The sequence below is a fragment of the Clostridium estertheticum genome, assembly GCF_011065935.2.
In the GTDB taxonomy this organism is placed as follows: domain Bacteria; phylum Bacillota; class Clostridia; order Clostridiales; family Clostridiaceae; genus Clostridium_AD; species Clostridium_AD estertheticum_A.
On the sequence record NZ_JAAMNH020000001.1, the window covers coordinates 252334 to 278250 of the forward strand.

A 25917-nucleotide genomic window follows, 5' to 3' on the forward strand; every position below is an offset into this window, starting at 1 on the left:
CTAATTTATTTAATAAACTGGAGGGTTAAGATGAATAAGAATGCACTAAAGATTTTTGCGATTGAATCCAGAAAAGAGTTAATAGAAAAAATACAAATAAAAGCTATGCAGTATGGCATAGAAAAGGATAAGATTAAAAATTCTCAAACAGTGAGTAGTGACTCTATAGTTATTAATGGAAAACCACTTAGTAAAGAAGAAAAACTACAAAGAGAAAAGCTTATAACAAAAATAAGGGACATTAATGAAAAAGGTGAAGATGGATATAGTAGTGCAATTGAAGAAGTTGCATATACTTGGTTTAATAGATTCACAGCATTAAGATTTATGGAAGTGAATAATTATATGCCTACAAGAGTTAGAGCCTTATCTTCTGCTACTGAAGGAAGTGTTGAACCAGACTTAATAAAAGAAGCCAGTAATGTAGACCTTCCTGTAGATAAGCAAAAAATATATGAAATGAAGCTAAACAATGATATGGAAGGTTTATTTAAGTATATGATTATAGCTCAATGTAACTCTTTAAATAAGACTCTTCCATTTATGTTTCAAAAAATTGGAGACTATACAGAATTATTGCTTCCAGATGGTCTTTTAAATGAAGGCTCTTTTGTAAGGAAACTTACAGAAACTAAGCTAATAGAAGAAAGTGATTGGGAAGATGTAGAGATTATAGGATGGCTTTATCAATATTATAATTCAGATGAAAAAGATAGAGTAATTCAAGCTAAAAAGAAATATACAAAAGAAGAAATACCATTTGCAACTCAGTTATTTACACCTGATTGGATAGTTAGATATATGGTCCAAAACTCATTGGGAAGGTACTGGGTAGAATCTCATCCAGAGCATAGAGAGTTAAAGAAAAACTGGGAATTTTATCTTGAAAGCCCTAATGGAGAGACAGAATTTGAAGATAAATTAGCACCATATATAAATAAGGATTTAAAGGTTGAGGACATAAAATGTTTTGACCCAGCTTGTGGTTCAGGACATATATTAGTGTATATGTTCGATATGTTATACCAAGTATATGAAAAATGTGGATATATGAGTAGAGAAATACCAAAGCTTATCATAGAAAATAATATTTATGGACTTGATATAGACGATAGGGCTTATCAACTTGCTTGTTTTGCTGTTATTATGAAGGGAATGAAGTATAATAACAGACTTCTTAGAAATATAGAAAAAGATGGCATAAAGATTAATATAGCATCTATACAGGAAACTAATAATTTAAATGATGACGATATAGAGTATATAGCAGGGGGAGCTTCAGGGGAAAATTATGATAAGACAAAGGCTTTTATTAAGCAATTTGAAGATGCTAAAATATATGGCTCTCTTATAAAGGTAGAGGAGGTTGGTAAAGGATTTTTAGAGAAAAGGTGTGATTATATATCTAATAATCCAGTAGAAAAGATAGAGTATCAATCTTCAAAAAACAAACAAGTAGATGAACTGTTAGAAAAATTAATAAAACAAGCAGATATAATGATTAAGACATATGATGTTTTAGTAACAAACCCTCCATATATGGGGAGTAAATTTATGAGTTCTGAATTAACAAATTATATTAAGAACAATTATAATGATGTAAAGTCAGATTTGTTTTCTGCATTTATGGATTATAGCTTTAAAAAAGTTCATAATAATGGTCATTTAGGATTTATGACTCCTTTTGTTTGGATGTTTATATCAACTTATGAAAAATTGCGTGAAATGATAATTAATAACTTTGATATTAGTAGTTTGATACAACTTGAATACTCTGGCTTTGAAGAAGCAACAGTACCTATTTGTACGCTTACATTGCGAAATTATAGCAACGATTTAAGTGGAGAATATATAAGATTGTCAGATTTTCCAGGAAGTCATAATCAACCAATTAAAACATTAGAATCAATATCAAAGCCTAATTGCGGATATAGATATAGTTCTTTAAATAAGGACTTTAGTAGAGTGCCAGGCTCCCCGATTGCATACTGGGCTAATGAAAAAATCAGGGTGATTTTTGAAAAAGAGCAACATATAAAAGATATTGCGTATACATGTATAGGAATGAGAACTGGAGATAATAGTAGATTTTTGAGATTATGGTATGAAGTTAACAATGAAAAAACAGGATTTGCTTATAGTAACAATATTGATGCAAAAAAAAGCAAATTCAAGTGGTTCCCATATAATAAGGGTGGAGAATTTAGAAAATGGTATGGGAATCAAGATTTTGTAGTAAATTGGGAAAACGATGGTGAAGAAATAAAGAAAGAAACTCGTCTTAAATATCCTCAATTAGGAGAAAATTTAGGATGGAAGATTAGTAATGAAAAATTTTATTTTAAAAAATCTATAACATGGTCATTTATTAGTTCTTCAAAATTTGGAGTTAGATATTCACCAAACGGTTTTATATTTGATGTAGCTGGGTCATCTGTTTTTCCTAAAGAAGAAGATATATTTTACTTAATGGCTTTTTTATGTTCAAAATTAGCCTTTGAATTTTTGAAAATGCAAAATCCTACTTTGAATTTTCAAGTTGTAAATATTGCATCATTGCCACTTATTTTACCGAAAAGTAAAATAGTAAAAGAAAAGATAGATTATTTAGCAAAATCAAGTATAGATATATCAAAGAATGATTGGGATTCTTTAGAAACATCTTGGGACTTTAAAAAACACACCATATTAGCATTCAAGGATGATACTAATATAATAGATATAGCTTACCAAAATTGTAATGAATTTGCTGAAAAACAATTTTACCTACTAAAAGAAAATGAAGAAGAATTAAATAGGATGTTTATAGAGATATATGGTCTTCATGATGAAATGACACCAGAGGTTGAAGAGAAGGATGTGACTATAAGAAAAGCAGATAGAGAAAAAGATATTAAATCCTTGATTTCCTACGCAGTAGGTTGTATGTTTGGTAGATATTCGTTAGACCAAGATGGTCTCGTATATGCTGGAGGAGAGTTTAACTCTACAAAGTATACTACATTTAAGGCTTATGAAAATAATATTATTCCAATACTTTCAGATAGTTATTTTGAATATGATATAGTGGCTAAGTTTGTGGAATTTGTTAAGGTGACTTTTGGAAAAGAAACATTATCAGAAAACCTTACTTTTATAGCAGAAACTCTGGGAAATAAGAATAGCGAAACCGCTAAAGATACTATAAGAAGGTATTTCCTTAATGATTTCTTCAAAGACCATGTTCAAACATATAAGAAAAGACCTATATATTGGTTATTTACATCAGGTAAACAAAAAGCCTTTAATTGCCTAATTTACATGCACAGATATGATAGAAACACATTATCAAGTATAAGAACAGATTATTTGCATGAACTTCAAGATAGATTAGATACAGAAAGTAGGGCATTAGTAGATGTTAGAGAAGGTGATTATTCTACTAAGGAAAAGAGTGAGGCTAAGAAGAAACTTACCCTATTTGACAAGCAAATAGATGAATTAAAGAAATATGATGAAGTCCTTCATCATATGGCTGATATGCAGATTGAAATTGATTTAGATGATGGAGTAATTGCAAATTACGAAAAATTCAAGGGCTTATTAGCGAAAATTTAATATATAATTGTATAGTCCCTATTATAAACGTTATAATTATAATAGGGACTTATTTCTAATTGAATTACTTTATATTATTCATATTAGAATACAATCCTATGAATGAAACAATTTTACTTTAGGGAGATGAAGGAATGGCGAACATTGATGTAATGGATTCCCTTAAAAATGAATTTAATCAGCCTTTGAAAAATGGGGAAAAACGAAAGATTATTTTTTGGAATGATTATGACAGAGAATTTGAGGATGTAATTAATGAGGTTAATATAGAGGGAGTTAGGATTCATAGATTAACTCCTACAAATAGTTTTTTTACCAAATATCTTATTGAGGAAGAGGATATTAAATCGAACTTTTTATTATATAATACAGTAAAAATTCAAGATAACAAAGAGAATTGGCTATTAGATATAGTTGTATATTCAGAGCAATTCTATGCTGATAAAACTTCTTTAACAATGAAAGAACTTGAAATAGATATTTCTCTAAGAGATATATTTAGTGAACATAAAGAGTTTTTTAATTCAATGGAAAGAAGAAATAAGTTTGATAGATTTGAAGAAAATATTGATACAAAAGAAAAATTAGAATTGGGCATTTTAGGAGCAGTATGTAACTCAAAGACTATAGAGTTTGAAGAAGTTTTAAAAGTAGTATTGATGGAATCTTTAAATCAACAGGATAATAAATACTATACTGCTTTTGAAAAATACAACATAGAAAAAGTGTTTTGGGATTATGCAAAAATAAAGTACGGGTTTGTTAAGGAGAATAAAACTTTAACAAAATTATTTGTATACATTATATCAACTGTATTGGGTAGCTACATTAATGAAGAAAAATTAAGCAGAATTAGTGAGTTTATTGGGAAAAACAAACCTAATTGTGTTGTTTTTATAGACCACTGGATAAATCATAAAATAGATTATATGAAGTACGATTTGTTAGCAGAGGAGTATGAAAAAGAAGTTAATGCTTCACAACTTATAGAGGTATTAGATATTGATGATTATAAAGATATAGACGTATTAAAGGTTTTTGATAGAGCAATAATTAAAAATATTGTGGAAAGCTTGGAAAATAAAAGTGAGGATTATGATAGATTTATAGAACTTATAAGAGGAAGAAGGACTAAACATTTCTATGAACAATATGAGGGTGTTTACGAAGCACTATTAAACGTTGTTGAAATGCACAAGTTTTACAAAAAACATAATATGGGAATTCCACAAAAGAATAATGAAAAAATATTTAAAGATTACGTTTCTGAGTATTATAAGATGGATACTTTTTATCGAAAAGTTTATTATTTTTATGATTTACAACCAGAGAGTAATGTTATTAATAGGCTTAAATCATTAGCTGAAAATTTGTATGTAAATTGGTACTTACCTGAAATTGGGACTAATTGGACTTCAGCCATAAGTGAGGATATGAAAAAAGATTGGAGAATACCTGGAATAGATAATCAAAGGGATTTTTATAGAACATATGTTAATCCTTTGGTATCTAAGGGAGACAGAGTATTTGTAATTATATCAGATGCCCTTAGATATGAGGTTGGAGCAGAAATAGCTACAAAGCTTAACGAAGAAGTAATTAATTCAACGATTATATCTTCAATGCTATCCACTGTACCATCCATAACTAAACTAGGGATGGCTGCATTACTTCCACATGATACTATAAGTATTAAGGCTGATGGCAGAGTATTTGTAGATGGAAATGATAGTAGCGGAGTACAAAATCGAAATAAAATATTAAATAAAAACTTTGATAATAGCATAGCTGTTGATTATCAGAAATTACCTAAGAATAAAATAGAATTTTCTGATGCTCTAAAGGGGTATAAGCTCGTATATGTTTATCATGATACTATTGATGCAACTTCAGATAAGGGAGCGACAGAAATATATACAGTTGAAGTGGTGCAAAAGGCTGTGGATGAAATATTGGATTTAGTGCATAAAATAACTGATTGGCTTGGAGGAATAAATGTTCTTGTTACAGCAGACCACGGATTTATATATCAGAGAAGCGATTTAGAAGAGAGTGACAAGATAGGTAAAGAAGCTGTTGAAGTTATAGATAAGAACAGAAGAAGTTTCATTACAAAAGAAAATAGAGAAATTGATAATCTTTTAAAAATAGATATGAAGTATCTATTAAATGAAAATGATGTTTTTGCCTATATGCCAAAATCAAATATTAGGTTTAAAGTTCAGGGAGAAGGTAGTAAATTTGTACATGGTGGAGCTACTCTACAAGAGTTAGTTGTTCCAGTAGTTTCATTTAAGAATATAAGAAGTTCATATAAAAATAGCATTAAGGCTGAAAAGGTTAAAGTTAAATTAACAAATGAAGTTAGAAAGATTACTAATAGTATATTTAAGCTTAATTTTTTTCAAACAGAAAAAATAAACAAGAAGATAACTTCCTCAACATTAGAAGTTTATATGATGGATGTAGAAAAGAATATTGTTTCTAATATTGAAACCATGATAGCTGATTCAATTAATGAAAGACCTGAGGAGCGAGTTTTTAAAATTAAATTAACATTAAAAGCCATGAATTATGATAAAAATAAGAAATATTACCTTATTATTAAAGATAAAGAAACAGGCATTGTATTAGAAGAAATACCATTCGTCATTAATTTAGGAATAGCAAGTGATTTTGATTTTTAAGAAAGGTTTGGGGAGGATATAAATGGAGAACGATGGAATTAGTTTAGATTTAGATAAGAAGCTTAATAAATATTTTTCTGGTAGGGTAGTTAGAAAAGACCTTACAAAATCCATTAAAGAAGGAGCAAACGTGCCAGTTTATGTACTTGAATATCTCTTAGGAATGTATTGTGCTACTGATGATGAAGATAGTATAAATGAAGGTGTAGAGAGAGTAAAGGATATTCTTTCTCAGAACTTTGTACGCCCAGATGAAGCGGAAAAAATAAAATCTAAAGTTAGAGAGCTTGGACAATTCACTATAATAGATAAACTGACGGTAAAATTAAATGAAAGAATAGATACATATGAGGCGGAGTTTTCTAACCTTGGACTAAAAGGTGTGCCTATATCTCCGAGTTATGTTAAAGAATTTGATAAGCTACTTCAGGGTGGTATATGGTGTATCTTAAAAATGGATTATTTTTTTGATGAAGAGGTAAAAAATTCAAATCCATTTAGTATATCAAGTTTAAAACCAATTCAAATGCCTAATATGGACATTACAGAAATATTTGAGGGAAGAAAAAACTTTACAAAGGAAGAATGGATAGATGTTATTGTTCGTTCAACTGGGATGGAGTGTACGCAGCTTGAAGATAAAGTTAAGTGGCATTTACTTGAGAGGCTTGTGCCATTAGTTGAGAATAATTATAACGTATGTGAACTTGGACCAAGAGGGACAGGTAAATCACATGTTTATAAAGAAATTTCGCCTAATAGCATTTTAGTTTCGGGGGGACAAAGTACCGTTGCTAATCTTTTCTATAATATGTCTTCAAGAAAAGTTGGATTAGTTGGCATGTGGGATGTTGTTGCTTTTGATGAAGTTGCTGGAATTAGCTTTAAAGACAAAGACGGAATACAGATTATGAAGGATTACATGGCTTCTGGTTCTTTTTCAAGAGGAAAAGAAGAAAAAGCTGCGTCCGCTTCCATGGTTTTTGTAGGAAATATTAATCAAAGTTTAGATTCACTGATAAAAACTTCTCATTTATTTGCCCCATTCCCTGAAGAAATGGCTAATGACTGCGCTTTCTTTGACAGGATGCACTTTTACATACCTGGTTGGGAAATTCCTAAAATGAGACCTGAGTTTTTAACAGATAATTATGGATTTATTGTGGATTACATGGCAGAATTTTTTAGAGAAATGAGAAAACGTTCATTCTCTGACGCTATGGATAAATACTTCAAGCTTGGTAATAATTTAAATCAAAGAGATGTAATATCGGTTAGGAAGACTGTTTCAGGGCTTCTAAAGCTTATCTACCCTAATGGTGAATTTACTAAAGAAGACGTAGAAGAAGTATTAAAGTATGCACTTGTAGGAAGAAGAAGAGTAAAAGAACAGCTCAAGAAGATAGGTGGCATGGAGTTTTATGATGTACACTTCTCTTATATAGATAAGGAAAGCTTAAGTGAAGAGTTTGTTTCAGTTCCAGAACAAGGTGGAGGAAAACTTATACCAGAAGGTCTTGGAAAACCAGGGCATGTATATGTTGTAGGACATGGTGACTCAGGAATGATTGGTGTATATAAAATTGAAAACGAAGTAGTAAGTGGAACTGGAAAGTTTGGAAAGTCTGGAGCAGGTTCAAACAGAGATGTAAAAGAAGCTTTAGATACTGCATTTAGGTATTTTACATCAAATTCAAAGAGTATTAGTAATTCTATAAGCACAAAATCAAAGGATTTCTTGATGCACATAAGTGATATGCAGGGAATAGGATTAACACCAGAGCTGGGAATCGCAGAACTCATAGGACTTTGTTCAGGTGCGCTAGAAAAGCCTGTTCAAGAAAGCCTTGCTGTATTAGGTAATATGACTGTTGGAGGAACTATAAGTAAGATAGAAGGATTTGCTAACTGTTTACAGGTGTGTGTTGATGCGGGAGCAAAGAAGGTTTTAATACCAGCTTCAGCAGTTGTTGATTTTCAAACTGTACCACCAGAGCTGCTTATTAAAGTTCAACCAATATTCTACTCAGACCCTATTGATGCAGTATATAAGGGATTAGGGGTAAGTTAAGTAGAGCAGTTAATTATTTTTTAATTAGTTGAGTTGAGGTAATTGAATTAGTGGTTGCAATTATGTGTTTTAAATCTAAACATTAAAATACAAAATTGCGTTCATTCACATTTTCAATTGTTTATTATAAGAAATCAGTTAAAATTTATTTTAAAGATACTAATAAAGAAATTGTGGGGGGGGAAAATAGTGAAAGAAGATGGAGACAAGTTATCTCTAAAATTCACTTTAGGTTTGGCTGCAAATACATTAAGCAAACAATCTGAAAGAACAAGTAAGGTGTTGAGTGGTATGGCACTTAGTAATATGGCGGCAATGAGTACATCATCAATTAGCGCATCAATACTAGGCGTTAGTGAAGTGATGGAACAGTTTCAAAACAAATTGGGAAAACAGTTTAAAGGTATAGACTTTGGCATGATTTCAGCACTGAGTACATATTCAACGAATACATCATCAATTAGCGCATCAATACTAGGCGTTAGTGAAGTGATGGAACAGTTACAAAACAAATTGGGAAAACAGTTTAAAGGTATAGACTTTAGCATGATTTCAGCACTGAGTACATATTCAACGAATACATCATCAATTATGGCATCAATACAAGGTATTAGTGGAATGATGGAACAGTTTCAAAACAAATTGGGAAAACAGTTTAAAGGTATAGACTTTAGCATGATTTCAGCACTGAGTACGGCAACACTAGGAATTAATGGAATGATGGCACAATTTCAAGATAAATTGGGCGACCAGCTTAAAGGTATAGACCTTAGTAATGTAAAAATAAATGAGAATGGAACAGTTGATTATTTAGATGAAACTATTAACATTAAAGATGCTATAGAGGATGTTAGTTCATATTTCTTAGAGAATATGGAATCAGAACAAGAAGTGGAACAGAGCGCTAAATCCGTAACAAAAATAAAGTCTATTATTAATATATTAATGTTTATTTTCATGTTTGTACTAATTATAAACACACAGCCCCAATTGGTTAGTACATCACTTGAAAAAACACCTATTAAACAGCAAATAGCAGAAAATATAGGGAAACTAAGTGGAAATGTTGAATCTGGATTAGATGAGATGGTAAAATTTTTTCTTTTTATTTTTGCATTTGGGAACAAAGTAAATGGGGAAATAAATGCGTTTGCCATTGCGAATCCTGCATCGTTTATCTTTAGATATGAGGCAATAAAATATATTTTAAAAAGAATTTACAATACTCTAAAGAAACAAAGAGAAAGCAGTAACTATCCAGATGAGATTTTAAATGATAGAAAAAGGATTATAAAATTGATTAAAAGCCAACTTAAAGTTTCGATTGAAAAGCATTTTAATAGCGAAATAATCAATAAGATTTATCAAGGCAATTTTGGCTTAGTTAATAAAAAGTCATTAGATGTGAGGACAAGCAATAATTTTAAATCCCAAATAATATATAAATTGATATTAGGTGAGGTAGTTATTATTATAGGGAAAAATAGGGAATGGACGGAAATACAATTTGTTGGTAAGGACAATTGCGATTATGGGGGGTGGGTATCTACTAAATACATACACAGAGTTGATTAAAATAGAGGTCTTTATTATTATCTAGAGGGTAGCAAACATAAATTTCCATTTATGGTACAAGCTCGGGGGGCGTAAAAATAACTGGAAGTTATTGGTAGATAGTGCCAAAATGAATTAAAAAGCTGAGGAACTACAGCAAGTAAGAAGTCTTCATATAATTAATGATAAATTTAGACTAAAAAATAGTAGCCCTCCGCCGCAAGTGGAAACTACTATTTTTGATTTTAAATTTTAGTAATATCAGTTCAGTTGTCTAAACAACTAGAATTGTATTTTAGCAGGATGTTAAAGCAACCTACTACTATTATTATATCTATCTCTTATAATTATACAACATTATTTTGGCGTATTGATTTCGGTTATTTCTGCATCGTTTTTTTCAATCTACCTGTGAGGAAATTTCTACCTATATTATATTAAATTTCAAGATTAAATATTATGTTAGACTTTTACTTAATTATGATAACTCTGCTTTTAGCAAACATAAATTTTCAGTTTATGGTACACCTCGGGGGACGTAACAATAACTGGAAGTTATTGTTTGCTATTAATTTTAAGCATGAGGCAGAATAGCCTTTTAATAACGCTGATAGGATAATGTTAAGACATAATAAATGAACATTGCGACTTAACTCTTTTTAATTGCCATTTCCCACTTTTTCTGTTAATTTGCTATACCTATCACTATTTATACCCCATCCAATTAGAGAATTTAATAAACCCGTAATAGCACCAAATATCAAAGCAACAAACATAGTTTGGCTTTGTTCATATCCATACATGCTAAGTTTGTTCAATATAAAAACTATGCCAATTATACCCATCATAATAGCGTAAGAAATAATATTTTTAATAGTAAATCTTAACATTCCTTTTTCCTTTATTTTTTTCCAAGATTTAATGAAACTTTCATCATCGTCATGAAATAGCCTCGATACTTTGCTAGGCTTTATCCTATTTGTTTTAATTAAATATTGGAGAGTAAGACTTAAAACAGGAATTGCAACAAGAAAAATAATTAATATTTTTAATAACCCCATGTTAAAACCTAATCTTTCCCATGCTACCATAACAATACCCCCTTTTTTATATTAAAAGTATACCTAATCTATTTATATCTATGTCTAAGTGATAAATCTTTGCTTCGTCCAATTATACAAGTATGTCCTTATTCAATTATATAGAATATTAATGTAAATTTCAAATATTTAACATATAAATAGCAATTTTATTTTCAATGAGACAATTCAATATTTATATTAAATAATACTGTATCTTCCATTGTGTACGACCATCAATTGATTATTACCGTATATAATATATATTTATAAAATATAATAAAGATGGCTAATATGGTATTATGTTTATGTGAAATAATTATAGAGGTGATAGGAATGGTTGAAGGAAAAAATAAACCAATAAAGGGAAAGAACTGTTTAAACCTGCAATTAAGCTATGAAATTACAGACAAATACTTAAATACGTCCAATTTTGTTAAATATAGATTTAACTTATCTTTTGAAGAAATAGTTAATTCACTATACAGTTGGGCTAAAAAAAATAATTTTAAAGATATGTGGAAAATAAATAATATGCTTGAAATACCTAAAAAAATATCTCAATTTGAACCATGGGCATTTCTAGAATTTAATAATGGAAATTTTTATACCTATGGAACAATATCAAAAGGAAGCTTGGAAAAAATAAAATATATGCTGTTAGGTAATATTTATGACTTCATTAAAGAAAATAAAGTGCAGCTAAATATAAATGAAAACTATGAGTATACAAATTCAATAGTTGGTATAGATGAGATAAAAGTACATGAGAAGTTAGTAAAAGCAAAAATAATTCTAGATATATGCTCTAAGCCATTTATGTATGATAATAAAGAGTATAAATTTTTGCCATGTCATAATCCTAATGGCGGATTAGAAGCTGTAACAGAGGTTATCAGTTACACTGTGGATGATGAATATTATGAAAATGGTAATTTGAAAAGTAAAGGTAATACATATAAAATTTCTTATGTTATAAAACCTAATCTGGTTAATTATAGCGGAAAAATGTATTTTGAGCCTGATATTGTTGTGAGAAGGTATGTTGATAATGCAGTAAATTCTGAGAATCTTGGTACACAATTCCGAAAAAATAGGGTTATTAATATAAAACACACTCTATACATAAAGAAAGAGGATAGATATATTACAATAAGAATAGCTAAAAATGATAAGTACGACGAAAATAATGAATATAGTTTTCCTATAAGATTTTACTATAAAGATTTTGTGTTAGAAAATTGTTTAGCTACTAAAGAACAAATAAAATTAAAAGATGTAGTGCAAGCATTAACTCATAAGAGTAAAAATGATGATATTCTACTGGGATATCATACGTCTATGGATGATGATATTTCCACAGGGATTGGAAGCGGAGCACATGCAAATGATAAAGTATTAATACATAAACATATCCTCAGTTGCTGTAAAGGTGCAATTCATTTGCCGCCTTTTAGAATTGTTCCTTTTAAATATGATGACTACCTTAAATTTCGAGAAAAAAAGAAAATAACCTCAACAGCAATAGATGAGGGTAAAATTGATTTTAATAAAATAAGGATAAAAAAAGATGTTGATAATTTAAATTTATACATATTTAAAACGGCTCAACAATTGCCTAAAGAAAACACTGATGCCAAGGAAATAGAAAGCCATGAAGGTATAAGCGCTGAAGATGAAGCATCATTATGTAGTGAGGAAGATAATTTTAAAGTTAAAAAAACTTTAGATATTACTAAATATATAGATGAATTTTTCCAATATCCAACTATAGTACTGGCGGATATTGAGAACACAAATTTTTCTTCGGAAGAAACTAAAAACACCAAAATCAACAAAAATATTAAAAAAATAGATACATTGAAAAAATCAAAACTACTTACAACAAAGGTTGATGAGGTAACATATTTATTACATTTGCAAAATAAAGATTTAGTTTTAAATATAATTGAGATTGAAGATAAAGATATTGTTTCAAGAAAAAAAACTGAAAGTGAAACATCAATAGAGAGGGCTAATATTATCAAAAGCAAGTTAGGTTCATTTAAGGAAAACTCAGTGGCTTTAATAGAACTCAAGCAGGAAAATGCAAGAATAGATGCAAAGGGTATTATTAGAGATGCTTTAAATAAAATGGGAATTGTTAATCAGTTTATAATACCTATTGGGTCTACGAGTAAAATGAATAATAAAACAAGGGCATCTTTATTAGATTTATTTAATGATTTTGGATTTACTAATTCAAATATAAAATTAGGTGACAAAGTTATATATTCATTTGGATATATAGACCTAAACCCAAATGAAAAGGAAATATATGAAGAGGCTAAAAATGAAACAACTTCAGATAAAACATGCAAATCAAGGCAAGTTATTTCATTTGTTATAAGAATGGATGATGATACTATTGAGGTTCAACCCATACTAGAGCAATATACAGAACAATGGTTTCATATATCCGAAATTAATAATATTTTATATAAAATAAAGAAACAAAGGGCAACATCTTTAAATATACCATTTAAGACAGATGAAGAAATACTTGAAGAGATAAGGAGCGTAATAGAAGAAGACGAAAGGAGTAAAATAGTAATTATCTCCCATCAGCTAAAACAACCAGAAGAATTGACAGCAAGAATGTTTCTATCATTGATGAATGCATCCATTGTTCAAACTAGTATTTCAAAAACAGAGCTTGCTCAAATAAATGAAGAAACTGATAAAACGGGTATATTAAAATGCATATATAGGCTTAATGACTTGTATTATCGTAGCGTTGGAGAAAAAGTAATAGGTATGAAGCCAAATGCTAATGAATTTAAATATGACGATTTTACCAAAGAATACAAATATAGGAATCTATTTGATATAAAAATTGTTAAAAGTGATATGGATAACGATATATTAGCATCAATAATACACAATTTAAGAAATACAGTAACTACAAAGGTACACCTAAACACTGATATATTAACAGAACATGTATTTTCATTTGGAAAACATTTATTCTAAGTGGTAGAAAATATATATTGAACATTACTTTTAAGCGGGAGGGAGGAATTTATATGGATAAGGTAGAAGATGAATTTAGAATGTTTGAAGAAATCATAGAATTTTTTAATAAATTTTCTAGAGCAAACGATATAAAGGGGCTATATATTTTATTTCAAAGGTGTAAACTTAATCTCTCATCAGTGGAGCAGTGCAATACATTAACCGATTTTGTTAGGCTCCTAACAACTGAAGCAGTAACTAAATTTGGATTACAATCTGATAATAGATATTTTAGTGCAGACAAATTATTAACTCTAACAGTATTAGATGAAGGTTACAATCTTCGAGAAGAATGGAAAAACTTTTTATTAGACTTTAGGCAGGGCGGAGGATATATTGAAAAGAGATTCCAAAATTTAATGAGGTTATGTAGCAATGTTGCTAAAAGTGGTGGGAATGGACAAGCAATGTATAACCTATTTAGGATGGACTACCTAATAGTTAAACCAATTGCTAATTTTTATGATTTTGAAGCGGATGTATATGGCGTCCTAAAACATTTAGGTAATAATTTTATAGGAGATTTCCGTAAATTATTTTGGGATTTCTATGAAAAAAATAATTTTGAAAAAGAATATTATATATGCTCAAACTGCAAATATAAGGTTACAGAAGATATTAAACATATTTTTTGTAAAAATGCCAAGATTGAAAAAATTGAACTAAAGAGTGGAGAATATATTATAAAAGAGGATGTATATAAGGATTATACTTTAAGAGGCATAGTTGAAAAGGACATGTATAACGCCTTAATTGAAAACGGTTTTGAGGCATACTTATATCCATCACTTGAAAAAGAAGGGGATATTAAAGTAGTAATATATAACAAAGTATATTTTCTTGATGGTAAATCATATACTCAAACAGCAAAATTAGTTAAGGATTTGAAAGAAGAAAAATATAATAATAGAATTATTGTGGTTCCAGACTTAAATTATAAGGACCAAAAGGAATATATAATACAATTGCAAAAAGATGGAGAATTATATTTTGATGGAGAGGCAAGAGTTTTTAATGTTACAGATTTAATTAAGTATTTTAAATTAGAAAGACAATATATAGAAAATGAAGTTGCTGTGGAGGTGGAATAGTGAATAAAAAGTATACTTTTAAAGAGATAGCTAATTCTAAACAGCCTTGGTTTAAAGCTGTATATGGTGATATTGCTGAACTAAATCAAGATACACTAGCATTTGATTCTATAGATAATTACTCTAAAAAGATATTTGAATATCAGAAGAAAATGTTTATATATGCGGAACACTTATTGTTTTCTGGTTATTTAATATATGGTAAAAAATTTACACTTGATGATGTATGTGCAATATATACAGCTATGCCAGAAGCCTTTACCGATTTAAATTATGATAAATATAAAGTTGCTATTAATTCATTTTGGTATTTAAATGACTTTGAAGCAAGTGAAAGGGATAAAAGAAGTTGCATTAAATTTTATTTGAAGCAAAAAAACGAGCTCGTAAAAGACATTAAAATGTTTAAGCAATCTATAGATGGGTTAATAATCTTTAATGAGCCGAATTTTTTCTCGGAAAGAATTAATATATATACAAATTTATTTGAAAATAATAATTATACATTAGACCTAATTGGAGAGGTAAATAAGAAAAGGCAAGAGGGTGAAGAAGAGAATTACAATATTTTAGGGAAATATGTAGAACATAGAATAATTGAAAAAAATAATTGTGGAACTGAAATATATGAAAAGCTAAATGGAGCATTAGATACAATTGATGATGAATTTTTACATGCAATGGGGGAACACTTTGTTGATAATACTAATAATACAACAATTTTTAAAGTAAATGATGGAAATGTTACCCCTATAGGAAAACTTTTAAAACTTCAAGGTGATTATACACATATTGCGGGTAAAACAGGTACAGGGAAAACGGTTCAGACTAATATAATTAATAAAAAATTATCTGAAACTAAAAACAAAATTCTAATAATAACAGACACTCATGCTAATAGTAAAAGATGCAAGAATGAACTAGACAAACTAGGTATAACATCAACCATGCTTATGGGAAGAAATCGAAGTGATTATGTTAAAGAGTTTCATGAAGCCATGTCACAGGGTTATTCAGAATTAAATGGATTACAAGTTATTATGGATAATGAAGATTTTTACGAAAATTTAGATTATTCATGTAATTATTCAGGCAATAAAACAATTCTTGACCCTAAAGATGGTAAATTTATACACAATTGTTCCGCCTGTAAAGATGCTAATTCTTATATGACCTGCGGATTTAATGAAATGTACAGAAGAATTATTGAAAGTGATATTATTATAGGAACAGCTAGAACTTTATTACAATCAAAGGCTCCTAAAAACTTAGATAAAGAGCGCAGAACTCTTTTTGAATTATGCATTCTTATTAGCGATATAGTAATTGTGGATGAAGTAGATGAAATACAGAAGCAATTTGACGATACTTTTTATGAAAAATTGAAAATATACTCAAGTAAGTCTGTTGACAATAAACTACAATCTGGAGATGTAGAAAACTATATACGCTTAATTAATAGCATAGATAGAACACATACTGTTAACATAAAAAAGATAGCTCAGTTTAAAAGTCTTGTTATGAAATTGGATGATACTGTAGATATACTAGTTAACATGTACCTTCAGGAAGGTAAGCAGGATTTTGTAAGGGATATTATAAGAGTAGGCAATAATTTTAATATACCTTCATTGATTGAAACGTATTTCCATAACTATATAAAAAATACGAATGATGAGGAATTCCATAAAAATAAGTTTGAGTTTTACAGATTTCTTAACAATGAAGACCGACTTAATTCTTTATATGATGATTATTTTTTAAGGATTAAGACTGTCATTTCAACTGAATTTGATGTGGATGAAGAGCAACAAAGCTTACAGGAGGCTTGCATTGGAGTTTTTAAAGATTTTCATGATAAAATAAAAAATAAGGCACTGTTTGAGTTAGTTTCAATTCAACTTAAATCAATTAGAGCAGGTAAATATAAAAGTAAGGACCAAAGAGAAAGCGAAAGAATATTATTTTTCATATTTATATTACTGTTATCAATTATTGACCTGCTATATATACAAATTAAAAGACTAGAAATTGGAATTGTTGGATACGCAAAAAATAGTGAAGATGAGCAGCTTAAACAATTTATATCAAGAGCTTTATCAGTAAACGACATTCCATTTTTACCAAATAACTTAATAGATAATTCTATGAATGGGTATAGTCTTAAAGATGAAAATAACTGCTTAATCCTTAATAAAATTCAATACTATGGAATAGGAAGAGAACTTTTGTTTAACACAACTAAAGTCCTTTCGGTTATGTATAATACAAAGGTAGTTCCTATGCTAATGGCTTCTGCAACTAGCATAGATACCCAAGGTTCAATGTATACAGTTAAGCATAAGGCTAATTTACTGTTAGAGAACAGAAAATCTAGTGATAGTAACTCTAAGAAAGGTAATCCAGGAGTAGTAGTAAAGTGCCACGTTTTTAGAGATGAGAATGGGATATGCACTTTATCTGGTACAGATTTCTCAAATAGAGATAAAAATACTATAAGACTTGGAAAGCAAGTTACAAGTAAGCTATTGATAGACTTACTAGAAGAAACAAAAGAAAGTGGAAATGGTATATTAATTACGGTGTCTAGTTCGAAATTAGCAACATTATTATATAACACTATTAATATTCCTTATATTAATAAAAAAATGCTATGGACGAAATCCTTTGAAGAGAAATTTGACAATTCAATACATATAGACAAATCCAACGTAGAGAGGTCATCAGAATTAGGTATTGATATACTTATTGCAGTTAATAAATCAATAGCACGGGGATACAATATACTTAAGCTTGATAAAAATATGAAGTATATTGATAAATCTTATTTTCAACATATTATAATATTTAATAGATACTTGCCATCTGTTGATGATGATTCAACTACAATATCCTATACTCATGACTATATTACAAGGCAATACTTTAAAAAGGTAAAAAGTCATGGTAAGGACTTGATTGCTTTGAGACAAAGGATAAATAAAATGCTGTTAAAACTTAAGTTTCAAAATTCTTATAAATCATATGATGATGATGTAAAGAGCATGATAGCTGGTAATATGTTTGCAGATTTATCACAGATAAAAGGGAGAGGGCAAAGAGGAGGAACAACATGTTTTATACATTTAGTAGATGCTAGTTTCTATCTTGGAACTGCTAGAGCTACAGAAAGGATAAATGTAAGGCAAGTCATTTCTTCAAAGAATAAAGAGTTATCAGATGATTTAATTGAATTTGATGATAAGGAATCTATATTCCAGAAATTTATAGATATATTAAATGTAGAAGATATTCTTGTAGATAGACTATTTGATGATATGAAAAATGGGTTTGCTAATCATACAGTTATTACTCATGATTAATATCTGTGTGACTAATATAAAAAGAAATAAGATATAGCTTGATATATAAATAATAGGAACCTCTATTCAAGGCATATTCGCCTACCCAATAGAGTTTCCTTTACTTAATTAAAACCCAACCAAAATAGTTCCAAGTTTGAGACTTAACAATGATAAATTAGAGTGGAATTATCCCAATTTGACAGGGTACTAGCAGCAAACATACAGGCTTCATATAGAAGAATATATGTAATCAAAGAGGATATCCTGAAATATCTTTGAGTCCTTAATTTGTTCTACTGCCTCTAAATTATGCTTATCTTTTAACTTTTCTATCGCTTTATTAACTAAGTCCTCACTCAATGTTAAGTCATACCGTTTACTTTTAGAGGAAGTAAGTTTTAAAACTTCTTGAACAATAGTTGAAGTATCGGGGGTGTATGTTCTCAAAGTCTCCTCAGTTTTGGTGTTGATTTCAGGGGTTAGCCCTACTAATGATTGCAGTATCTCCGCACTTAATAGTTCCTGTTTCAAAATTCGCTCCGCCAATTCGGATATGTGGTTGTTATATTGGAGAGATTTTAATTCGTCATCAGGTACATTAAGTTCAGGAGGGTTTTTTACAACTTCATTTAATTGTATTAAGGTAAGAGGGTCTTCGTTGTTAATTGATGTTAGCCCAGAAGTGCCTAAGATTTGAGTCTCTTGAGCTACTACGGAGTTCACCCATCTTTTACTTACGTCATCATATTCAATTTCACTTTCTTCTAAGAAAGCTCTTATTTTATCGTTTGTAAGTCCTTTAACTTTAATTTCTCGGTTTTTGGAAAGCTTTATTATATTAGAGTAGTTTAAATTTTCATTAATTATATTTGGTTGTATCTCTTTTAAAAAACTAAGCTGGGTAGGATTAATTTTGTTATCAGGCATAAATAACTCCTTTATAAATTTCTAAGCATTATATATTTATAAAGAAATATTTGAAAATAGAACGAAATTTTAAAAAACACATTAATTAATAGTAGGCAAGTCGTTCCATACGGTATGCCGTATGGAACGACTTGCCTACTATTAATTTAATATATTTAAATTATTTTACTATTTATATTAATAATTTATTTAATTTTTAATAAAATTATATTATACTTTTTTCTTAATTTATAAATTGATTTCTTCAATATTTGTTTATTTTAATATCTAAATCTGGTTTACACATAGAGTGCATGTGATAATTAAGGGAAGCCCTTTTATTTTGGGTTTCCCTTAATTATCATATTATATAAATTGTGACTTAACCATAACAGAGATTAAGCATATTTGGTACAGTCAATACCATTACGACGCACTTTAAGAAAATTATGTTATACTTCCTTTGCATTGGAGTATCCAAAAGTTGGAGGTTGATATAATATATAAAGTGGGTTAAAATTACTATGGATTTTCGTTTTTTTTATGCCGTTTTAAAGAAGTAACCCAAATTTTTAAGCGTGTTCCTAGCACGAGAAACCAAATTTTAAACTAGGAGGGAAAAATAACTATGAATTACAAAATTATCAAAGTAAAATGTAACATAAAAAAAATTTCATTGGCATCCAGTAGAAGTAGTAAAAAAATTATCCTAAATGATGGGAAAGAATTTTATGTTCCTATAAGCGAAAATTTAGTGTGTGGAGATTTAATTGAAGCCGAACTCAGATATCAAGGTACCGCGTACAATGGACAGTTAATTATGTTTGCCGAAAACATTAAAAAGGTAAAAGAATAAAAGAGTGTGATAAACAGGAAATAGAAAGGTAGAAATTTTTGAAATTCTTATCTTTCTATTTTTTATAAAGTATTCATTTCTAATATAACAAAAGCTGCACTAGTAAGTACAGCAATAATTAATAGGATTTCATAATCATCTTCACATAAAAACATTTACTGACTTAATCATAATTAAATAAATTTCATTATATCTTAAATAGTATGCATAAGTATGCTTAAATTTCACCAAAATAATCTCTTAACCTAATCTTTAAAGCTTCTGACATATATAATGCATCTGAAGTGCTGAACAGCTCTAGAGGGCTAAAATCATCATATTCTCTATCATTAAAATTATTAAATAAATTAAATGCTAACTTTGTTACTTTTCTACTACTAGAAGTCTGCCAACCTCTATCTAATGCTTCTGGTTCTATGTGCCTACCTTCAAAATTATATAAGCTATTTATACTTCGCCTAGTATCCTTATTTAAAGCCAACAGATAAAACAAAGATAATCTCTCCACATCATTCACTTCTACATTATCACTAGCTATAAACTCTAAAAAGGATTGTTCATGCTCAGTATCTTTAAATCTAATATTCATTTTTATAACCTCTCTTATTTAATAATTTCTATAATGTTATGTTGCCACAGTTGTGTTTATGTAATATTTACATAAAATATATAGAATAGTGTGCCATAAAGAGCTGTAAGGACAGCCTCGAAGCTCAAAGAGCTAATTAAAAATATGTTTTTAATTATACTAAATCTTTAAATATTTGAGGTAGGACCTTTCTATTTAGTAAATTTATTCTAAATTGTTTTGGTGTAGTCATATTATTGAAAAACTTAAGGATATTGAAATATGGGTCGGAGATTGCAATCCATACCACATCTAGTGGGTAGTTTAAAATATATAATTTTTCTTTAAGTCTAAAATCATCATCTGGTTTATTAATGCCCTCGTAAAGTGTATTGGAATAAATAAGATAGCTCTTCCCTTCAACATTTATTTTGATTTTTTTATGGGTATTTTGTAATGCCAGTATATATTTACTCATTTAATTACCTCCTTTAATTTTATGAATTGATATCGTGATGGATATGAAAGCTTTCTTTCCCAATCGCCTATATCAACTGGACTTATCTTTAAAATCTTAGCGGCTTTCTTTTGGGTAATTTTTTTGTTTTGTCTCCAATCAAGTATTTTTGTAGAGTAATCAGAAAAGATAAATGAATAGTAGTCGTCATAGAATATTGAAGGGGATAGGTTGGAGTTAGTACATATAGATTCTAATATTTCAGGTCTTAAAAAAATATCGTCCAAAGATTCTAGAGTGCAGCTATTACAAACCAGCTCTATAGTATCGTTAATCTTGTCTTGCTCTATTTTGTTTTCAACCATTTTAGGAACATAAATTGAGGTGAAGACATGCTTTAGATATGATTTTTCAACAAAAAATTCGTAAGAATTGGTTAATGCACTTTGGTACAGAGAGCAGATGTGTTCTTGCGAGAGATGGAGAAGTACTTACCTAAGATGTATAAGCGATTAATGATGGTATATCAAGCAATAGATACTGATGAAGAAAGTGAAGTGATAAAAGAACAATACAATGAAATAGATGGAATATCAGTGGATTTTGGTATAATGCAAAAAACTAGAAAGGCTTTTGTTATAAAATGTGAGTTTGTATGGGATGACATAGGGACATTTGCAGCACTTTCAAGATTCTTAAGCAATTTACGGGGCAACAATGTTTTGGGTAATACATTTATGGAAGAAAGCCAAAATTGCTCAGTATTTGGTAAAGATAGATTGATAATTGGGTTTGGTATAAAGGATCTCATAATTGTAGATGCAGGAGATGTTATATTGGTAATGGATAAAAATAAGGATCAAGAGATCAAGCATCTGGTTAATGAACTTAAGGAGTATGAAGTAACGGAAAAATATATATAATCTAATAATAAGAAATAATTCCATCACATATAATGTGGTGGAATTATTTAGTTGTTATAAGTATTACAGGAATGTTTGTAAATAATGTTGACATTTATGCATTTCTTTTGTATAATTAAAATTGTCTTCGGGGTGTAGCGCAGCTGGGAGCGCGCGTGGTTTGGGACCATGAGGTCGCAGGTTCAATCCCTGTCACCCCGACCAAAAAAAGAGTTGTCTTATGATAACTCTTTTTTTTATGTATTATATTTTTAAAGCTTTATTCTGAATTGTAATATACTCGTCCAACTCTTCAAGAGATCTTGTTATAAATTCATAGATAACATATTGTGGATCAATTAAATTAATAAGTTTTTTCACATCTACATCACTAAAGGGTTTATGCATGTCTATCTTCATTATATGAAAAAGTACATTTTTTTTCATTTCATTTAATGGTAATTTGCTTTTGTGATTTACTTCTATTTGCTCTTTTACATACTTACCTGATAAGGAACAGTTAAGGTGTATACCTCTAGCATAAATCCTTTATTAGAGTACTGAACCTTTTTTAATAATTGAAGTAGCATATCTTTGCTCATGATCTCCTCATCAGTATATGTGAAACCATAGGTGTATGAATGCTCCACTTGCACATGCTCACATGAAAAACCACATATTCAGCTCCAATTTTATCCTATATTATGTTTTCCTAAAAAATTTGTTATTTTTGAGCTATTGCCATGAAATCTGTCCGTATCACATTTGTAGGTTGAAAGATTTATAAGTTTTAGCAATTAGCACACCTCCCTTTTATTCTTAATTCAAATCCTAATTCCATCTATAGATACTTTTAAAATAGTATATCATATATTTTGAAAATTGTTGTTTTATTAGAAATACATGATGATTTTAATTTGATTGTAAATGCTAATTTCCTCATTATAACAATTTACATAAATACACGAAATACACACAATGTTGACACGGTGCTGACATGATAAGTGGATAATATGTAAAGTATACAAACAATAAAATTTATAAATGAGGAGAGATTAAAATGAAAAGTATATCTTTAAAAACAAAAATAGTAACAGGATTAATAACAGGAGGCATGCTTTTATCCTCTGTTAGTTTAGCTTTTGCAACAACTACTAAACCAGAAAGTGTTAATGGAAAGGCACCTTTTAAAAATGAATTTAAACAACCCAAAGATGAACTAGAAGCTACACTTAAATTAGGTGTTAGTTCAAACATAATTACACAGGCAGAAAGCGATAAAATTTTAGCATATGAAAATAGCAAAGTTAAAACTAAAGATAGCAAAAAAATGAATAAGGGAGAAAAACCAGATTTGTTTAAAGAATTAGTCAGTAGCGGTATATTGACACAGGCAAAGGCAGACGCTCTAAAATCTAGTGAACGAATTCAAAGAGATGCTAAAAGACAACAGGAGTTAGGAGCAAATTTAGCAAAGCTTGTAACTGATAAGACTATAACTCAGGATCAATCAGATAAAATTAAAGCTGCCATAGTTAAAGAAGAAGCTTTAAAGAAAGCAGATTTTGAAAAGACTAAAGCTATGACTCAGGAGGAGCGCAAAGCATATATGGATGCGAGCAAGGCGAGTCATGTTAATCCACTAAAAGCTCTTGTGGATAGTAAAGTTATAACGGAGGCTCAAGCTGACAAAATAGGCTTTGGTGGTCCTGGTAAATTTAATGGGAAGGCACCTTTTGAAAAGGAATTTAAACAATCAAAAGCTGAACTAGCATCCACACTTAAGGTAGCTGTTACTTCAAACATTATTACACAGGCTGAAAGCGATAAAATTTTAGCCTATGAAAACAGCAAAATTAAAACTAAAGGTAACAAAGAAGTGAATAAAACAGAAAAACCTGATTTGTTTAAAGAATTAGTCAGTAGCGGTATATTGACACAGGCAAAGGCTGATGCTTTAAAATCTAGTGAGCAAATTCAAAGAGATGCTAAAAGAGAACAGGCTTTAGAAACCAGTTTAGCAAAGCTTGTAGCTGATAAGACTATAACTCAAGATCAATCAGATAAAATTAAGGCTGCCATGATTAAAGAAGAAGCTTTAATGAAAGCAGATTTAGAAAAGACTAAAGCTATGACTCAGGAAGAACGCATTGCATATATGGAGGCAAACAAGGGGAGTCATATTAATCCACTAAAAGCGCTTGTAGATAGTGGAATTATAACTCAGGCCCAAGCTGAAAAAGTAGGACCTGGTAGCCATGGTGGACCTGGCGAAGGCAGACATATGTCAGGGTTTAAGGGTAAATAATTTTTTGTAAAAATTAAATTATAGCTGAAATATAAATAGAGGGAGCATGCTAGGGATAAACCTATCATGCTCCTTTGCAATTTTAATATTTATAATAATTAAATTGAAAATTTAGGTAAGACCACACCCTGTGCAATATAACGACATTTTAATAAATATATAGTATACTTAAAAGAGGTTAGATTTGAGTAAATTAAAGAATACAATAAGTTAGAGAGTGTGATATCATGAAATTTTTAGGAAATATAGAAAGAGAAGATATATGTATTAAACAAATGTCCATAATCAAAGCTTTTTTTGTAATGATCATATCATTTTTACTGGAATCCTTAGGACAAATACCAATAGTAATATTAAATCTATTTTCTAAACAATATACAAATATAGCACCATATATAAACTTTGCTGCGGGGGTATTAGTTAAATATTTTGTTATTATTATTTTATTAAATTGGTATAGTAAAAAGTCATATGATAAGCCTCGTAAACACAGTTTAAACGGGAAAAAATTTATTTATGTGGCTTTAATTATTATAGGCTTTCGTTTAGCCTATGATAATAGCTTAATTTATTGGGTTAATATGATACCTATGCCTGAGATTATAAATGAAGCCTTTGACGAAATAGCTATTTCACCTATTATTTTGATACTTACTGTTGCGGTTATAGCACCTATATATGAGGAAGTTATTTTTAGAGGAATTTTGCTAAAGGGTATGGCGAGTAAAATAGACCCTACATTAGCACTTATATTATCAGCCTTATTTTTTGCATTGGTTCATATGAATATTCCTCAGGGTATAAACGCATTTTTACTAGGATTAATTATTGGAGCTATATATCTAAATACAGGTTCAATTTATTTATGTATATTTGCACACTTTATAAATAATTCCTTGGGAATCACCATATCAGGAGTTTTCCAATTAATAAGCGGAAAGTATGCCATATTAATTCGTGGGACAGCTTTCATTGTAGGAATTACAATTTTAATTATTGCCTATGGATGGTATAAGCGAAATAGACCAGGAGATATGTTAGACATATACAAAGAATTTATAGAAATATAATATTAATCACAAAACAAAGGCCTCCACTATAAAGATAATCATGATTATCTTTATAGTGGAGGCCTTTGTTTATTTTATTAATTTATATGGAATGATTGTTTTAAATTATCACAAAAATGTAATTTAGTATGAAAGGAAGATATTGTTTTGCATGGAAAATTACTTATAGATTCAATTTTTATTACAGCTATTATTAGAAAAAAATGACGGATTACTCATATGAAATTGCATAATATCTTTACAAATCTATCGTTAGACTATATAATAATCTTTAAATTGAATTATTAATATATATACAATTCATAAAACTTATAATTATACGTAATAGTTAAACAAGAAAAAGTGAATTAGGAGGATAACAAATGAAGAAGCT

17 protein-coding genes and 1 tRNA gene are annotated in these 25917 nt (G+C 29.3%); 12 read left to right on the plus strand and 6 right to left on the minus strand.

The window, feature by feature from the left end:
* Window positions 1–30 precede the first annotated feature (30 nt).
* The 4 genes from pglX (at window position 31) to G9F72_RS01200 (ending at window position 9930) form a co-directional block, all read left to right on the plus strand.
* Complete coding sequence (pglX, locus tag G9F72_RS01185) at window positions 31–3597, plus strand: BREX-1 system adenine-specific DNA-methyltransferase PglX (RefSeq protein WP_164956996.1); 3567 nt, start codon at window positions 31–33, stop codon at window positions 3595–3597.
* A 134-nt stretch (window positions 3598–3731) separates the two neighbouring features.
* Window positions 3732–6284 (plus strand): BREX-1 system phosphatase PglZ type A, encoded by a 2553-nt coding sequence (gene pglZ / locus G9F72_RS01190; protein ID WP_164956995.1) that lies wholly within the window; start codon window positions 3732–3734, stop codon window positions 6282–6284.
* Window positions 6285–6306: 22 nt separating this feature from the next.
* The gene (gene brxL, locus G9F72_RS01195) at window positions 6307–8355 is read left to right on the plus strand and encodes a protease Lon-related BREX system protein BrxL (RefSeq protein ID WP_164956994.1); all 2049 of its coding nucleotides are present in this window, start codon (window positions 6307–6309) and stop codon (window positions 8353–8355) included.
* A 189-nt stretch (window positions 8356–8544) separates the two neighbouring features.
* Window positions 8545–9930, plus strand: coding sequence for an SH3 domain-containing protein (locus G9F72_RS01200; RefSeq protein WP_164956993.1), 1386 nt, complete (start codon window positions 8545–8547; stop codon window positions 9928–9930).
* Window positions 9931–10568: 638 nt separating this feature from the next.
* On the opposite strand, the gene G9F72_RS01205 is transcribed toward G9F72_RS01200, so the two are convergent.
* Window positions 10569–11000, minus strand: a complete 432-nt coding sequence (locus G9F72_RS01205; protein WP_164956992.1) for a hypothetical protein — start codon at window positions 10998–11000, stop codon at window positions 10569–10571.
* 324 nt (window positions 11001–11324) lie between these two features.
* Here G9F72_RS01205 and G9F72_RS01210 point away from each other — a divergent pair, with 324 nt between their 5' ends.
* The 3 genes from G9F72_RS01210 to G9F72_RS01220 are packed head-to-tail and all read left to right on the plus strand — an operon-like array spanning window position 11325 to window position 18495.
* A complete protein-coding gene (locus tag G9F72_RS01210; RefSeq protein ID WP_164956991.1) occupies window positions 11325–14000 on the plus strand; it encodes a hypothetical protein in 2676 nt (891 codons plus the stop codon).
* Between the two features lie 53 nt (window positions 14001–14053).
* Entirely contained in the window at window positions 14054–15133 is a 1080-nt protein-coding gene (locus G9F72_RS01215; protein WP_164956990.1) for a hypothetical protein, read from the plus strand.
* Window positions 15133–18495 carry a hypothetical protein gene (locus G9F72_RS01220; protein WP_164956989.1) on the plus strand — a complete coding sequence of 1121 codons (3363 nt, stop codon included), beginning with the start codon at window positions 15133–15135 and terminating at the stop codon, window positions 18493–18495. The genes G9F72_RS01215 and G9F72_RS01220 overlap by 1 nt, the downstream gene beginning before the upstream one ends.
* 210 nt (window positions 18496–18705) lie before the next feature.
* Here G9F72_RS01220 and G9F72_RS01225 read toward each other — a convergent pair whose 3' ends face one another.
* The gene (locus tag G9F72_RS01225; RefSeq protein ID WP_164956988.1) at window positions 18706–19404 is read right to left on the minus strand and encodes a hypothetical protein; all 699 of its coding nucleotides are present in this window, start codon (window positions 19402–19404) and stop codon (window positions 18706–18708) included.
* 607 nt (window positions 19405–20011) lie between these two features.
* Between G9F72_RS01225 and G9F72_RS01230 the strand changes: the two genes are divergently transcribed.
* Window positions 20012–20239, plus strand: coding sequence for a hypothetical protein (locus tag G9F72_RS01230; RefSeq protein ID WP_164956987.1), 228 nt, complete (start codon window positions 20012–20014; stop codon window positions 20237–20239).
* A gap of 217 nt (window positions 20240–20456) precedes the next feature.
* Here G9F72_RS01230 and G9F72_RS01235 read toward each other — a convergent pair whose 3' ends face one another.
* From G9F72_RS01235 to G9F72_RS01245, 3 genes are all read right to left on the minus strand, one after another.
* Window positions 20457–20828: a DUF6075 family protein gene (locus tag G9F72_RS01235; protein WP_164956986.1), complete on the minus strand. Its 372-nt coding sequence runs from the start codon at window positions 20826–20828 to the stop codon at window positions 20457–20459.
* A gap of 154 nt (window positions 20829–20982) precedes the next feature.
* Window positions 20983–21285 (minus strand): hypothetical protein, encoded by a 303-nt coding sequence (locus tag G9F72_RS01240; protein WP_164956985.1) that lies wholly within the window; start codon window positions 21283–21285, stop codon window positions 20983–20985.
* Complete coding sequence (locus G9F72_RS01245) at window positions 21282–21629, minus strand: multiprotein-bridging factor 1 family protein (protein ID WP_164956984.1); 348 nt, start codon at window positions 21627–21629, stop codon at window positions 21282–21284. The genes G9F72_RS01240 and G9F72_RS01245 overlap by 4 nt, the downstream gene beginning before the upstream one ends.
* Before the next feature lie 114 nt (window positions 21630–21743).
* On the opposite strand from G9F72_RS01245, the gene G9F72_RS01250 reads away from it, so the two are divergent.
* A complete protein-coding gene (locus G9F72_RS01250) occupies window positions 21744–22187 on the plus strand; it encodes a mannose-6-phosphate isomerase (protein WP_164957068.1) in 444 nt (147 codons plus the stop codon).
* Window positions 22188–22315: 128 nt separating this feature from the next.
* Window positions 22316–22391: transfer RNA gene (locus G9F72_RS01255), tRNA-Pro, on the plus strand.
* 39 nt (window positions 22392–22430) lie between these two features.
* Here G9F72_RS01255 and G9F72_RS01260 read toward each other — a convergent pair.
* Window positions 22431–22613, minus strand: coding sequence for a hypothetical protein (locus G9F72_RS01260; protein WP_224675913.1), 183 nt, complete (start codon window positions 22611–22613; stop codon window positions 22431–22433).
* 613 nt (window positions 22614–23226) lie between these two features.
* Here G9F72_RS01260 and G9F72_RS01265 point away from each other — a divergent pair.
* Window positions 23227–24474, plus strand: a complete 1248-nt coding sequence (locus G9F72_RS01265) for a hypothetical protein (RefSeq protein ID WP_164956982.1) — start codon at window positions 23227–23229, stop codon at window positions 24472–24474.
* A gap of 227 nt (window positions 24475–24701) precedes the next feature.
* Window positions 24702–25544, plus strand: coding sequence for a CPBP family intramembrane glutamic endopeptidase (locus tag G9F72_RS01270; RefSeq protein ID WP_164956981.1), 843 nt, complete (start codon window positions 24702–24704; stop codon window positions 25542–25544).
* The last annotated feature ends 373 nt before the right edge of the window (window positions 25545–25917 follow it).